Annotated in this window: 12 protein-coding genes, 1 pseudogene and 1 other annotated feature; of the genes and pseudogenes, 6 read left to right on the top strand and 7 right to left on the bottom strand. The window is 61.5% G+C overall.

The genetic code is table 11. The features are described from left to right. Positions 1-14 precede the first annotated feature (14 nt). The gene (locus GGR03_RS11275) at positions 15-323 is read left to right on the top strand and encodes a hypothetical protein (protein ID WP_183208088.1); all 309 of its coding nucleotides are present in this window, start codon (positions 15-17) and stop codon (positions 321-323) included. Positions 324-505: 182 nt separating this feature from the next. Here GGR03_RS11275 and GGR03_RS11270 read toward each other — a convergent pair whose 3' ends face one another. Genes GGR03_RS11270 through GGR03_RS11260 form a run of 3 tightly spaced genes read right to left on the bottom strand, consistent with a single transcriptional unit; the run spans position 506 to position 3,953 of the window. Further along, complete coding sequence (locus GGR03_RS11270; RefSeq protein ID WP_246367904.1) at positions 506-1,336, bottom strand: ABC transporter permease; 831 nt, start codon at positions 1,334-1,336, stop codon at positions 506-508. A gap of 59 nt (positions 1,337-1,395) precedes the next feature. Continuing rightward, entirely contained in the window at positions 1,396-2,382 is a 987-nt protein-coding gene (locus GGR03_RS11265; protein WP_183208084.1) for an ABC transporter permease, read from the bottom strand. A 47-nt stretch (positions 2,383-2,429) separates the two neighbouring features. Further along, positions 2,430-3,953 carry an ABC transporter substrate-binding protein gene (locus GGR03_RS11260; RefSeq protein ID WP_183208082.1) on the bottom strand — a complete coding sequence of 508 codons (1,524 nt, stop codon included), beginning with the start codon at positions 3,951-3,953 and terminating at the stop codon, positions 2,430-2,432. A 222-nt stretch (positions 3,954-4,175) separates the two neighbouring features. Here GGR03_RS11260 and GGR03_RS11255 point away from each other — a divergent pair, with 222 nt between their 5' ends. The 3 genes from GGR03_RS11255 (at position 4,176) to GGR03_RS11245 (ending at position 6,957) form a co-directional block, all read left to right on the top strand. After that, positions 4,176-4,838, top strand: coding sequence for a pyridoxamine 5'-phosphate oxidase family protein (locus GGR03_RS11255; protein WP_252920220.1), 663 nt, complete (start codon positions 4,176-4,178; stop codon positions 4,836-4,838). Between the two features lie 83 nt (positions 4,839-4,921). Next, a complete protein-coding gene (locus GGR03_RS11250) occupies positions 4,922-6,283 on the top strand; it encodes an ATP-binding protein (RefSeq protein WP_183208078.1) in 1,362 nt (453 codons plus the stop codon). Beyond that, positions 6,280-6,957: a response regulator gene (locus GGR03_RS11245; RefSeq protein ID WP_183208076.1), complete on the top strand. Its 678-nt coding sequence runs from the start codon at positions 6,280-6,282 to the stop codon at positions 6,955-6,957. The genes GGR03_RS11250 and GGR03_RS11245 overlap by 4 nt, the downstream gene beginning before the upstream one ends. Positions 6,958-6,994: 37 nt before the next feature. On the opposite strand, the gene GGR03_RS11240 is transcribed toward GGR03_RS11245, so the two are convergent. The 3 genes and pseudogenes from GGR03_RS11240 to GGR03_RS11230 all read right to left on the bottom strand — a co-directional run. Then, positions 6,995-7,546, bottom strand: a complete 552-nt coding sequence (locus GGR03_RS11240; protein ID WP_183208074.1) for a DUF2380 domain-containing protein — start codon at positions 7,544-7,546, stop codon at positions 6,995-6,997. Between the two features lie 1,361 nt (positions 7,547-8,907). Then, positions 8,908-10,422, bottom strand: coding sequence for a CopM family metallochaperone (gene copM / locus GGR03_RS24750; protein WP_252920219.1), 1,515 nt, complete (start codon positions 10,420-10,422; stop codon positions 8,908-8,910). A 174-nt stretch (positions 10,423-10,596) separates the two neighbouring features. After that, positions 10,597-11,062, bottom strand: a pseudogene (locus GGR03_RS11230) (transposase); the annotation flags it as partial. Next, positions 10,675-10,790, bottom strand: a sequence feature (AL1L pseudoknot). It overlaps the preceding pseudogene by 116 nt. A gap of 161 nt (positions 11,063-11,223) precedes the next feature. Here GGR03_RS11230 and lov point away from each other — a divergent pair. Together lov and GGR03_RS11220 are read left to right on the top strand one after the other, a co-directional pair. Then, on the top strand, positions 11,224-12,252 hold the full coding sequence (lov, locus tag GGR03_RS11225) for a blue-light-activated histidine kinase (protein ID WP_183208072.1): 1,029 nt from the start codon (positions 11,224-11,226) through the stop codon (positions 12,250-12,252). A 91-nt stretch (positions 12,253-12,343) separates the two neighbouring features. Beyond that, entirely contained in the window at positions 12,344-12,853 is a 510-nt protein-coding gene (locus tag GGR03_RS11220; RefSeq protein WP_252920218.1) for a MarR family transcriptional regulator, read from the top strand. Positions 12,854-12,898: 45 nt separating this feature from the next. Here GGR03_RS11220 and GGR03_RS11215 read toward each other — a convergent pair whose 3' ends face one another. Further along, positions 12,899-13,297: a response regulator gene (locus tag GGR03_RS11215; RefSeq protein ID WP_183208070.1), complete on the bottom strand. Its 399-nt coding sequence runs from the start codon at positions 13,295-13,297 to the stop codon at positions 12,899-12,901. Positions 13,298-13,892: the final 595 nt, after the last annotated feature.

Raw genomic sequence — 13,892 nt, 5'->3', positions numbered from 1 at the left:
GACCTTCTAGGCAAATGCACCTCGTTCAACTTCTCCTTCCCCTCTACGACAATGACGGGTTCGCTCTGCCGCAAGACAGCTTCCAGGCAGTCAGCCAAGAGCTCACCCGCCGCTTCGGCGGGCTGACAGCGTATACGCGCGCTCCCGCCGAAGGTTGGTGGAAGCAAGAGGGCGACCCAACCAGCCGGGACGAGATTGTCATCCTCGAAGTCATGGTGCGCGAGCTCGACGAAGCGTGGTGGCACAACTATCGCCGCGACTCGGAACACCGGTTTCGGCAGGAGAGCATCGTCATCCGCGCCCAGCCCGTCCAGCTTCTATAGCCAGCCTTTTGGCGTGACCACTGTCGAGCGCCAGATCAGGTCGACTACGAACCGCACTGATTGTAATATCTTCGCTCACCCGGCGGCAATGATCGCAACGGCAGGATGATATCTCGGCGAGAGCGGACATCGAGCCCGTACGACCCCCGGGTTCAGCCACTCGTAATGATCCAGAAATAACATCAGCCTCGCCGCCGAAGGTTTTGGCTCGACGCGTGGCGCAGAGCGTCGCCCAGATTGCTGATCGCGAGCACTGTTGCCGTGATGAGGAGCCCGGGAAACAGGATTACGTGCGGCTGGAGCCGGAACCACTGCCGACCGTCTGCCATAATATTGCCCCAGCTGGGGATGTCGCTCGGTACTCCGATGCCGAGAAAGCTGAGGGTGGCTTCGAGAAGAACGGCGGAGACGCAGGCGAAGGTGCCCTGAGTGATCAGTGGCGCCACAGTGCTCGGCATCACGTGCCGCGTCATGATCTTGAGCGGTCGGGTTCCCGATGCGATCGCCGCCTCCACATAGGGCTCCCCCTGAACCTTCAGCACGACCGACCGCACGAGGCGAACCACGCGTGGGATCTCTGGAATAAGGATAGCGACGATGACGGTCACCAATCCCGGCCTCCACGCGGCGACGAAGGCAATCGCCAGGAGTACGCCAGGAATCGCCATGATGCCGTCCATCATCCGCATGATCAGGGCGTCAGCCCATCGGGCGCATCCAGTGAGGAGGCCGATGGCGAGCCCTCCGGCGCAGGCTAGAGCGGCAACTGAAAATCCCACAGCGAGCGATACCCTCGCGCCATAGAGGACACGGCTGAAGAGGTCGCGGCCAAGCGTGTCTGTGCCCAGAAGCGCCAAACGAGAAACTGGCGAGCCATCGACACCGGCGATAGTCACCCAGGTTGCCGGAGCAACATTGCGGATAGCGGGGTTGATCGCCAGGGGGTCACTCGTGCCCAGCCAGGGCGCGGTGACAGCAATCAGGATCAAGAGGGCGATCCACACGGCACTCATCCCCGCGCCGAGCCCAACGGACCGGAAGCGCCGGAAGCGCCTCTCGCCTGCTGACGCCGTCATGTGCGCAGTCGAGGGTCGAAGAGACCGTACGCCAAGTCGATAGCAAGGTTGACGCCGACATTGACGAGCGCGGCGAGCAGGACCACGGCTTGTACGACCGGGTAGTCGCCGGCAAGTACCGCATCGGTCGTCAATCGTCCGATGCCCGGAATGTTGAAAACGCTTTCGGTAACCACGACTCCACCCAGCAGCACCGCGATTCCGATTCCGATGACCGTCAGAACCGGATTGGCTGCGTTCGGTAACGCGTGGCGAAAGAGCACGAGCGATTCCGGCAGTCCCTTCGCTCGGGCCGTCCGGATATAGTCTTCATGAAGAACTCCCAGAACAGCCATCCGGGTCATGCTGGCTGCAAGAGCCGCGAACAGGAACGTTAGCGACAGGCTGGGCAGCAAGAGGTGGGACGCCCAGGTGCCCACGCCTTCGGAGAGTGGACGGTAACCCTGCACGGGCAGCCAAGCGAGCTTGATCGCGAAGAGGTAAATCAGGAGATAACCGGCGACGAACGCAGGCAGAGAGAGGCCAAGAGCGCAAAAGCCGAGCACGGCGCGATCGACCAGTCTGCCCGCCTGCCAGGCTGCTATGGCACCCAATGGAATCCCCACTGCCACCGATAGCACGGTCGTGAATAGCGCAATCGACAGGCTCGGCTCGAGTCTCTGCCAAACCAGTGTCGCGACGGGCTGGCGATAGACAAAGCTCTCGCCGAACTCGCCGCGAATGACCAAACTGACCCATTCCCCGAACTGAACATGGACCGGTTGGTCGATCCCCATGCGCGCGCGCGCGTCGGCAGCTCGCTCGGAGCTGGCCGAGGCGCGGGAGGTCACGTCGGCGCTGTCGCTGAGACTGAAGCTGTCACGGGCCGCAAGACGCTCGGCTGGATCACCAGGGGCAATCCGCACCAAAAGAAAAACAAGGATGACGACGACAAGCACGACGGGAACGGCAGCCATCACACCACGAACGACATGGGTCAGCATGAACCGGCCAAGCACCGGATGTGGACCCTCTTAGCGGCCGACATCGCTCAACCCTCGCTCTTCGAGATATTCCAGAAGACCGGCACCGGAGCAGGCAGGATGCCTTCCAATGAGGTGCGGACACCGATTGGAACGTGGTACTGGCCAAGAGGAACGTAAGGGGAGATCTCGATTGCCCGCTGCTGCAGCGCCTCGCTCCGCGCCTTGCGTTCCTCGAAGCTGCTCGCCTGAAGGAACTGCGTCCGCAGGTCTTCGATGGTCTTGTCGCAGGGCCAGCCGGGCTGCGCGGTCTCGCAGCTCGCGTCGAGCATGGGGATGTCCAGAGGGTTCAGCATGTTGGACCCCCGCTGCGTGCGCACCACGGCGCTCCAGCCGCCCGCACTCGCCGGCTGCTTTCGTGTCACGCGCTCGCTCCATGCTTCTCCCTGCATCCATTCAAGCTCGACGTTGAACCCGCCGCGCTCCAGCAACAGTTCAGCGACCGGACCGACGTTCGACCCGAGACCGGTGAATTGCGGAATGATGACCGGTGTGCCGTCGTAGCCCGCCTGGTCCAGGAGCTCCTTCGACTTATCGTAGTCAGACTGCAGGCGGCCGCCCATTCCGACCTCTGTCTCGTACGGTGTGCCGCAGGCGAAGACGGATCTGCACTCCCGGTAGTACGCCGGATTGCCGATAGCAGATGTCAGGAAGTCCGACTGGTTCAGAGCGTACCAGGCCGCCTGGCGGATCTGGGGATCGTCGAACGGCTCCGTCAGCCAGTTGAAGCGAAAGGCCAACTGCCCCGCAAGCCAGCCTGTCTCGATCAGCTGGACATCTGGATCGGGCTCCAGCAACGGGAAGAGGTCGATGAGCGGCATCTGGACGTAATCGATTTCGCCGTTCAGGAGCGCGTTCACCTGCTGTTGCGGGTCCGGCATGGTGATCCACTCAACCCGGTCAACCTTCACGACCTTTCCGCCCGCCAGTCCCGATGCGTCTTCGAGGCGCGGCACGTAAGCCTCGTTTTTCTCGAACACCATGATCGTGCCGGGGCGCCACTCGGTCTCCTGGAACACGAAAGGTCCCGATCCTGTAAAGTCGGTTATCGCTTCCTGGGGATCGGCTTCGGCAATCCCGGTGGGTAGGATGTACAGAGCCGTGTCGATCGGCTTGGCAAGACCTTGGATGAGCAGTTCGGTCGGCCGGTGAAGGTGCACCTCGAACGTTCGCTCGTCCATCACATCCACGGCGTGGATTAGCGTTGCAAGCTGGAGACCAAGCGCATCACGGCCGAGCCATCGCTTGATTGATGAGACTGCATCCTGGGCCGTGACGGGTCTTCCGTCGTGCCATGCGAGGTTCTCCCGCAGGGTGAAGGTGTGAACGAGCTTGTCTGTCGAAATCGTATGCTCGCCCACCATCTGCGGCTGCGGCGCCCCTGTCTCGTCGAGGGAAAACAGCGTGTCGTAGATCATATGACCGTGGTCACTGGTCTGCATCACGGCCCGGATTGTCTGCGCCTGCGCCGCCGGCGCGGCTGCCAGCAGAGGTATAGCGACAAGAAGGGCAGGGATGCTGATCTGAATCATCTTTCTCTCCGTTCATGACCGCACCTGCCCAGCGCCCAAGGCAGGACCGCACGTCCGTCCCGTAGCCGCAGGAGGTACTTCACCTGGCAAGATGGCGAGCCGGTGCGCTCCACGACAGGGAACCGTTCCCGAGAAACGTCGGGCAATTTTCCCGATCGTGGCCCCGGCACTTGCCGACGGCGACCGTAAGCAGCCACGATGTATCCGGTCAGGAAAGCAAAGGTGAGCGTTGTGAATTTTTATACCGAAGATCAGAGGGAGCTTCAGGATCAGTTCGGCACGCGACGACTCGCTGATGCACTGGATAGCGCGATCATCCGGCAGCGTGTCGACGACGACCATCGCGCCTTCATTGAAGCCAGCGACTTCTTCTTTCTCTCCACCCTGAGCGCCGACGGCTGGCCGACCGTCTCCTACAAGGGTGGCGGGCGTGGCTTCGTCCGCGTCCTCGACGAGACCACGCTTGCATTCCCGAGCTTTGACGGGAATGGGATGTACCTCTCGATGGGCAATATCCGTTCGACAGCGCGGATCGGCATGTTGTTCATCGACTTTCAGCAGCCGCATCGTCTGAGGGTGCAAGCAACGGCGACGATCACTACTGACGATCCGCTGATGATGGCCTACCCGGGGGCCGAGTTGATCGTCAGGGCAAGGGTAGAGCATGTCTTCGTGAACTGCCCCCGCTACATCCATCCTCATGAGCGGGCAGGGACATCGCGATACGTGCCAGACGCTTCCGGCGAGGCGCCTGTGCCTGGCTGGAAGAAGATCGACTTCCTCCAGAACTCACTGCGGCAGGATGATCAGGAACGCGTGGCCGCCGAAGGCGAGATCATCAGTCAGGACGAGTACGGGGCGAACCTCCGATCGGGCCGGATCTGATCGAGCCGCTATGTTTTGGGGGTGGCAACTAGGCATCCGCGCCTGTGGGGAGGCGGCGAAGAAAGCAAACGGGAGAGTTCTCGATGTCGCTTCTTGTCGGCTTGATGGTGCGGCTTCTGACCGTCGCGATAATCTGCTTCGCAGCTGCCGTAACCTGGATCCTGGTTGAGGCGCAAAACGGCGTCCGGGTCGAGACACGACAATCCGCTGAGCGTGCCAGCCATGTGATCGAGCGGTCCTACATGACAGGCAGTGTGGGTCGCCCTCTCGATTTCACAAGAGAACCGTCCGGCGCTTCCAGCAACATCGTCTCTGTGATGTCTCCAGGTGTCTGCGTCTCCGCGGAGGACAGGCAAGGTGTGCGGCGCCGGCTTTGCAGCGGCTGGACGACGCTTGGACCCTTGGCTCCCGAATGGTTCCGCCGCTTCTATGCTGCGGTCACGCCGACGAACCCCCCTGTTGAGGTCTCGGCCTCAGTGCATGGCGAGGCGAGCCGGCCGGTCCGCGCTTCCTTCGATCCCGTCGCAGCCGCGGCCCGCGCTTGGAATCGTTTCCGTATGGCTGTGGCGCTTGCTGCCAGCATGGCCCTGGGCATGTCTGTCCTCGCCGCCCTGGCGGTCTTACACGCGCTCTCGCCGGTCCAGACGATCATCTCCGGGCTTAAACGCTTGGAGAGCGGTGACGAAACAAGCAGGTTGCCCCACTTCTCGACCTTGGAGTTTCGACGCATCGGCGTTGCTTTCAACGACCTCGCCGAGCGGCTGCAGCAGCGCACCGACGAGCGAGCCGCGCTGATGCGACAGCTGTTCGTGGTTCAGGAGGACGAGCGCAAGGCGCTTGCGCGGGACCTTCATGACGAGTTTGGCCAATGCCTCACAGCCGCCGGCGCCCTGTCCCTGTCCGTCGAGGCAGGAGCAATGCCGGATCGGCCGGACCTGGCGGAGGAGGCTCGGGCGATTGGACGCATCAACGCCAAGATGATGGCCACCTTGCGCGGCGCCTTCGCCAAACTTCGCCCGCCGGATCTAGAAGAGCTGGGGCTTGAGGCGAGCCTCCAGCTGATGGTGCAGGGCTGGGCGGTCACTCAAGGAAGTCGGACCAGCTTTACGCTGGAGGTCGACGGTGATCTGGCGGATGTCTCTGGAAAGGCGGCGCTCGACATCTACCGGATCGTGCAGGAGTGCCTGACGAACGCGGCCCGCCATGGTCAGCCCCAGCAGGTGACCGTGCAGGTCTGCCGCCGCGCTGGGGCCGCCGATGTGACCGTTGTCGTGTCAGACGACGGCGGAGGCTGCCCACAGGAAATCAGCAAGACGGGGTTCGGTATCCTCGGGATCAAGGAGCGCATCGGTTCGCTCGGCGGTTCGCTGTCGATCGGCGGAGCGAACGGCGGCATGCGCGTCGCCGCCGTTCTTCCTGCAACTGCGGGCGGTGCGCTGGCATGACTGCCCTCTCCATCATGCTGGTCGACGACCATCCCATCGTGCGCGAGGGGTATCGCCGGCTGCTCGAGCGCCGATCAGGTGCCCGAGTCGTCGCAGAGGCTACCGACGCGGCCGAGGCTTACAGGCTGTACCGAGACACCGCTCCGAGCCTGGTGATCATGGATCTGTCGCTGCCCGGACCGGGAGGGCTGGAGGCGCTGCGGCATATCCGGCAGTGGGATGGGCGGGCACGCATTCTCGTCTTCACCATGCATACCGGCGCAGCTTACGCTTTGAAAGCGTTCGCCGCGGGCGCGCGCGGATTCGTCACGAAAAGCAGCCCGCCGGAGGAGCTTCTACAAGCGGTGGACACTGTCGTGGCAGGTGGCCGTGCTATCAGTGCCGATATTGCTCGGGAACTTGCTGAGGACAGGTTGAACGGGGAGCCGCAACTGAGCGACCTGAGCACGCGCGAGACGGAAATCCTGCGCCTCCTGGCGCTCGGGACGACGAAGGTCGAAATTGCTGACCGCCTCTCGCTAAGCCTCAAGACGGTTCAGAACTATCACTACATCATCAAGACCAAGACCGGCGCAAACACCGACGCGCAGCTCGTGTGGATCGCAGTCAAGGCCGGCATCCTCGAGACAAAGGTTTCTGAGGTGGCGACTGGTACCTCTGCCAGAGAGGGTTGAGACACGACCAACGGACAAACGGCGAAGCTCCGCCAGGCTAGCGGATCCCCTTGCGTGTTTCTAGACGGCCTTCCGGAGCTCTGTTCCTCCGTAGGACAGTGCCTGCGATGTCTCGTGCGCTCAACCGGGCGGCGCGAACGAAGGCTTCATCATCGTCGCCTCGGAAGGACATAACGCGGTCGAAGACGAACCTGTTCTCCGCCACGTCGAGCACCATGACGCGGCCGCCTTCCACGAGCGTACTCATCTTGTGGACGCCCCCGAACACCAGCAAGCCCACGCCAGCTGCTCGACTCTCTTGAAGCAGATCGTCGGCACGGATCATCGAAACCCTGCACCCGTTCGCCATGCAGGGGATAGTGGTCGTGGCCATTGAGGCCACTTTTTCGAGGTCTGCTTCCAGGGTTTCGCGAAAAAGGACGAGACGCGCAGCATGTTCCGCCGTCTGATCCTCCGGCTCGCCGGAGGAGTCGGAGTAGTCGAAATTGATAACCGCCACTCGTTCGGCGTCAATGGCTGCGGCAATGCTGCCGGGCATCACGATGGATGCCATCACGACCGCGGCTCTGAAACGATTGATTGATTCCACTGGTTCCTCCCAGTGTGGTTGTGGTTCTCATTGTTCGATCGGCAGGTAGTTTGCTTCACATCGGGATCCGCGAGCCGGATGCAGCGTCACAGATGCGGGCCGATCAAGACATCCGTCTCCCTGTCGGGTCAAAATCTAGTCGACCTTCCACGTTCATGTCCCTCAGCAGGTTCAGAGCTTCTTCGGCTGCGCTGTTGTCGCCTCGAAAGTGTCTGGCTACAGTACTCGCCGCGGAGCCATCTGCCGGAAATCGAGGTCGTGGAGCGCCTCGTGTCAGCCGACTCTTCTTGTCAACAGTCAGCAGGAAGCTATGATGTACCTGTGATGTCTGATCTGAACCGCATTGATCTCACCATGCCTTTGCCGTGGCGCTGCTAAATGCGCCCTCGACGTATTGGAGCCGCGCTGCACTCGAAATGGAGTAGAAGATGCTTGGCCGTAAGGTAATTCTCTTGTTTATTGTGGCTTGTTTTGTTTCTGGATGTGGTATAAGTGCTAATAGTTATGCCGCCAATCGAGAAATGTTGAAAGGAAGTTCCGCCATTCGGAGCGAGTTCGTCCAGGACTGCATCTCTCGAATAAGTCAAAAATCTATATCCACCCGCCAGGCTATAGCTAAGGTCATGAGCGTCACCACTCGGAGGGCGCCTAATGTGTATTGTCAGCGGATAACGCGTGGTATTATCTCTGGTCGCTTAAAGCACGCTGACCTTAATGCAGGCGCGAGGGGTCAGCTGACGCCAACGGTTGTCCGAGTCCTTCAGGGGCGGTAGCTGCCTTGCATTAATGCAGCTACTCATTTGCAGAGGATGAATTCCTCTTCCTGCCAATGAACATTCGTGCACGTTTCGCTGCTCCATAAGACAAGATCGTTCCGAGGTGGAGTTGCAGTCGGAATCATATCCCGTGAAAATGGTGAACAACGAAGGAACGCCTTAGCATTTCTCGTGTCGCATGGACTGAGTTGCGCGCCGCTGCAGGTTCGGACCTGATCACGCTCGCGGGAGAAGGCTGGTCCATTCTGTTCATCGAGCAATTACCGTCAGCGCGATCTTGGTGCGATCAGAAGAGCAGGCAGCAGCGGCGGGTGAATCCAGCGCAGCGTTGCTGGGCGCCCGTTTCACTTCGTGTCGCTCCCACGAAGCGGCTTCCCAAATCTGGAGTTTGAGGCTGAGCGGTTGGTCTCGGCGCAGGTTCTCGAGGAAACGGAGGAATATTCCGGCTCAGACGAGTAGCAGGCCTTTCGCCGGCGTTTTCGAGTTCTACCCTCGACCGACGAACTCCGTCTTGCCCCCGCGGGAAGGCAAGCGGGGGCGAGCGCACAAGTGGCAGGACCAAGGCGGGCGCGCTCGGGAAGGCGTTCATTCGGGCGCTGCCACACCATGCTGCATAGGCCAGGCCCGCATCCGCGCAATCTCCATCTTTTGATGCTCGATGATTTCAGCAGCAAGCTGGCGGTTCGCAGGGTCAGTGCCATACCTGAGTTGCACCCCGGCCATGTCGATTGCTCCCTGGTGATGCGGGATCATGCCGAGCACGAAGGCGACATCCGGGTCTGGGTGCGCCATTCCCTCCGTCATCGGCGGGTGCATCTTCGCCATAGTTTCCTCATAGGCAGCCGAGACATCGCGCGACGCGGAGGCTGCAGGTGCCGTGGGGCCGGAATGTACTGCGCCTCTTACGCCCGGCGGGCCTTCCGGCGGGGCGCCGATGCCACCATCCGCCCGAGGGCCGTGCGGATGCTCCGGACTGAAGGAGTGGGTGGTCATCTCTTCGGCTTGGGTGCCAACGCTGCCACCTGCGCCATAGATGGCGAGATGAATTCCCCAGTAGCTCGTCACGAAGATCACGAGCGCCGCAGCCAGTCCTGCGGGTACGCCCGTCAATCGTCTCTTAAATGCGGGCAGGAAGTGCACCTCGCGTGTGTGATCGGCAGCGATGGCGACGATGATCGCCATGATCAGAGCATGTCCCACCAAGTCGATCCGCCCAAACGGGTACACAGCGGCGTTGAAGATCACAAAGAGGGTGATCGCCGAGAGCCGGCGGACAAGCGGCGTCCAAAGGAGTCCGAACCCCATAGTAAACTCTGCCACCCCCGCCATCGGGACGAATACGTCTCGCGGCAGGCCGAAGGTCAGGAAGGGCTTCTCCTCGACAAGCGGATAGAACCAGTCCGGATAGGCAAATTTCTCGAGACTCGACCACATCAGCGCGATCGCAACGCCCCAGCGCAAGACCTCGAAGCGGTGCTTGCGCCACTCCGGCTTTCGGGAGGCCTCGAGCACTAAGTAGGCAGCCACCGCCACGCCGAGAGCGAGGTAATCCAGCAGGTGGAAGATGTCGTAGTCGGTTAGCGCCAGCACCCAGAGGAGAATGATGCCTGCCGCGGAAAAGGGCATGGTCCTACGCGAGAAGATACCAGCGGCAATCAGGAGCTGGAGCCAGGAGACCCATTCGTTGGGGGTCTTCAGATCAGGGGTGAGGTAGACGCCGCCGACGGCGAAGATAGCGACAAAGAAGGCTGCAATGACAACCCGCACGAAGTCGTCCAGACGCCGCCAGAGCGAGTCCGACAGCTTGTCCATGCCGGTGAGCACGCGCTCTCCAACCGGAGCGCGCTCGACAGCTCGCGTCGCGACGAAGAAGAACAGCACGAGGACAAATGCGAGCCAGAACCAGACGTTCGTCAGCGTGGTACCGATCGGCGCAGGAGGGGCGCCCACGATGTAAGGGGCGAACCACTTTACGTGGGCTTCGCACTCGATGGGATCAGTGCGAGCACAACCGTGATGTGCCCGGGCGTGGCATGCAAGGCCCTCGGACGGGCATTCTGGTTGTTCATCGTTGTCTCGCTCGTGAGCGGCGTCGGACACTCGGATTCGTCCGAAGGTGAGGGCTCTCGCCCTGCCCGGATAGAGGGGGGCAGGCGGAGCGAAAAGCGACTTCCATTACGTCATGGTCATCATTGCTTTCATTGACCCAACACAATGACAGCGAGCATTTGCTTACCGCTCGGCGGTCGCCCAGCAACTCTGATCGCATGCTGGGAGCTCGCCATCGCGGCGCTCCCGAGCGGGCCTGCGAGACGGATCCCGTTTGCGAGCGGCGTGTTCGTGCTAGGTCTACGGGGCGCTCGGCAGAACCCGGCAGATCGGCTCGACCCCATAGACATCACGATGATCGTCGATGAACGCCATTATCGTCCGAACGGGCGGTCGAGCTCCGCCTGGCGAAACACGCCGACGCCTTGCGCAGGATCTAGTTGGCCTGGCGAAGTTCGCGGACCTCGCGTTCGAGAGCCTTGATCCGGTCCCGTTCCTCGCTCGTCTATCCAGCGCGAACGCCTTGATCGCGTTCAGCCTGCTGCAACCACTTTCGCAGCGTCTCCCCCGAGGCCGCAATGGAAGAAATCGCCTCCCAATGCGACGCGTGATCGGCTCGATGCTCTCGCACCATCCGGACAGCCCGCTCACGAACCTCCGGCGAATGTCTCTTCGATGCCGATTTCGTCATGATGACACCATTCTCTCAGGAAAGGAGGTCTCCGGAATCCCGGGGCGCTTCATTCGGGCCCAATGTTGGTGAACAGAATCTCGCCAGTCGGTAGCCCCGGTTGCTACTCCGGGAAACTTCTTCGCCAGGGAGCGTTACCCCGTCGAACTCGGGAGATGTAGATGGACGCGGCGGTCGGAGCAGCAATCAAGGGAGATGCACCCGCGGCATCGCAAGCGGTCGTGCTTCCGGATCGCCGGGAATTGGCGCTGGTGGCCGTCGAGCGGACCCGCATGCCGATGGTGGTCAGCGATGCAAGGCAGCGGGACTGCCCGATCGTACTCGCCAACCACGCATTCCTTGCCTTGACGGGGTATTCGGCTGAAGAGGTGATCGGGAAGAACTGCCGTTTTCTTCAAGGGCCGGACACCGATCCGTCCGATGTCGAAGCTATTCGTCAGGGTTTGACGGGGGGAACCGAGGATGTCGAGGTGGAACTCCTGAACTACCGCAAGGACGGCAGCGCCTTCTGGAACCAGCTCGCCATCAGCCCTGTCACCGATGAGACGGGGGAGGTGATCTACTACTTCGCATCTCAAAAAGACGTCACCGCTCGCAGACGAGCCGAGCAGATGGAGGCGACGGAGCGCCTTCTCCTGATGGAAGTGGACCACCGGGCGATGAATGCTCTCGCCCTCGTTCAGAGCTTTGTCAACCTCAGCAAGGCCGATACTGCCACTGGCTATGCCACAGCAATTCGGGAAAGAGTGGAGACGCTCGCTCGTGCGCATCGCCTGCTCGGCGAAGCTGGATGGTCCGGGGTTGATCTTGCCCGCCTGCTGGCGGCGGAGACGCCGGAGGAACTCAGGGAATGCGTCGGCGCGAGCGGGACGTCCGTTCAACTTCCCACTCCGCTGGTCCAGCCCATGGCGCTGGTGCTCCACGAGCTCATGACGAACGCAACGCGTCACGGATCCCTTCGGGATCCCTCCGGAGCCGTGGCAGTCGAATGGCTTCGCCGGTCGCAGTCCCTCCTCATCAGGTGGCGCGAGACAGGAGCGCATGATGTAGCTGAACCGACTCAGGCTGGCGTCGGTATTCGGATGCTCGAGGGTGTCGTGACGCGCCAGCTTGGTGGAGGCGTGAAGTGGTCCTGGCCACGTAGCGGTCTTTGCCTGGAGTTGGAAGTGCCGATGGAAGCCGCCGAATAGACTGGACAGCGGGGGTAAAGGTCACTCTTCTCTTGTACCAGGAGCACCAGGGCCGACGTCGATTGCGTGTTCTGATTTGGGGAGATGCTCGGTGTTACAGGATCCAATCGTTATTCGTGGTGCTAAATCGAAGATGCCAACCGAGGAGGCGGTGAATGCCCTCGGCGTGGACGCGGCTGAGGTAGCCCTTGTCCTGAAGCTGCTCTCGATCGCCAGATCCATTCGCGCGATGATGGGCCTCAAGCTGGCTGAGCTGGGCCTGCATGCTGGGCAAGACGAACTGCTCCTGGCTCTGGTCCCAGAGGGGACGGTATCCGTCTCCCGTTTGGCTGACACTCTGGTCGTCCGCCCTTCGACAGTTTCGAAGATGCTCGACCGTCTTGTAACTGCGGGACTTGTTGAGCGCGCTGAAGATCCACGCGACGGGCGCCGTACCGTCGTTCGGATGACATCCTCCGGGGTGGAGATGCAGGGCCGGATCCGGGAGGTATGGCAGGGGTTGGAGAATGAACTTCAGGATATTCCCGATCAAGGTGCGGCGACGCAGAGCCTTCAGGCACTCCAGCAGATCCTCAACGCCAAGCTGAGGCGCCTACGCTAAACACACGGGCGTGTCCCGCGGGGCCGTAGGACGATCATCGTTGCTCTACTCGCGCACCCGGCGCCATGTGTCGAAGAGCACGCGAACGACGTTTTCTGGATCGTTGGGCTTTCGGTGGACGGGCACGTCCTCCAGGTCGCCTGGCATGTGCCAGCCGTCGTATCCGGTGACGAAGATCAAAGGGACGCCGCTGGACTTGAGCCTCTGCGCGACCTCGATAGAGATGCCGTCGCTGAGGCGGATGTCGAGGATGGCAGCATCGATGGCATGGCCTGCGTCAATCAGCGCCATCGCCTCCCGGACGCTTGGTGCAGGGCCTATGACGGTGCCGCCTGCCGCTTCGATAGCTTCCTGCATCTCCATCGCGATGAGAGCTTCGTCCTCGATAATCAGAATGGATCGTCCGGAAAAATCAACGGAGGCTTCAACAAGCATGGATGACATCGATGGTGTTCTCTTAGTGATCATTCGGAAGACGATGTACGTGACTTCCTGCTGACGTGGGCGCCGAACTCTAGGCGCTGGTCAGGCTGACCTGCCACTGAATTGTCATCCAGTGGCTATTAGAGCCTCGCCCGTTCCTGTTACGCCGTAGAGCGCGGGGGTAGCAACCGGCGCAGGCGCGGAGCCTTCATCGAGCGGAGCTTTGGAGCCGGTTGCGGTGAGGACCCCGGCGTAGGCCGCCGGGGTCTCCTGCCGCAGCAGGACGAACAACCGCGATAGCTAAACCTGCGGCGCCCATTAACGAGATCCCGTAGCCGGCCGCGCAGTTCGGCCTCCGGCGGACGGCAGACTGGTAGCGGATCATCTTGCGATCGGTACCGACGAAGGAACAGCCGGTCGTAATTCGGCGTCACTAAGTCAATAGTTCTGCGCGTACTCTTGAAACGATGGCGATAGAGGCGCGATAGCGGCAGGACATGTCTGTCCGCGATAACCTCTTGGAAGATCGTCTAGGCGGAGGCGAGGCGATGGTTGCGTTTCCACACTTGGAGAGCTGGAAAGCCGCAGATCGACGTGTGGATGCGGGCGGACTGGA

Origin of the sequence: Aurantimonas endophytica (assembly GCF_014196845.1) — a bacterium.
Taxonomy (GTDB): domain Bacteria; phylum Pseudomonadota; class Alphaproteobacteria; order Rhizobiales; family Rhizobiaceae; genus Aurantimonas; species Aurantimonas endophytica.
Note: the sequence above shows the minus strand (reverse complement) of the source record. Positions and strands in the feature narration are given on the sequence as shown.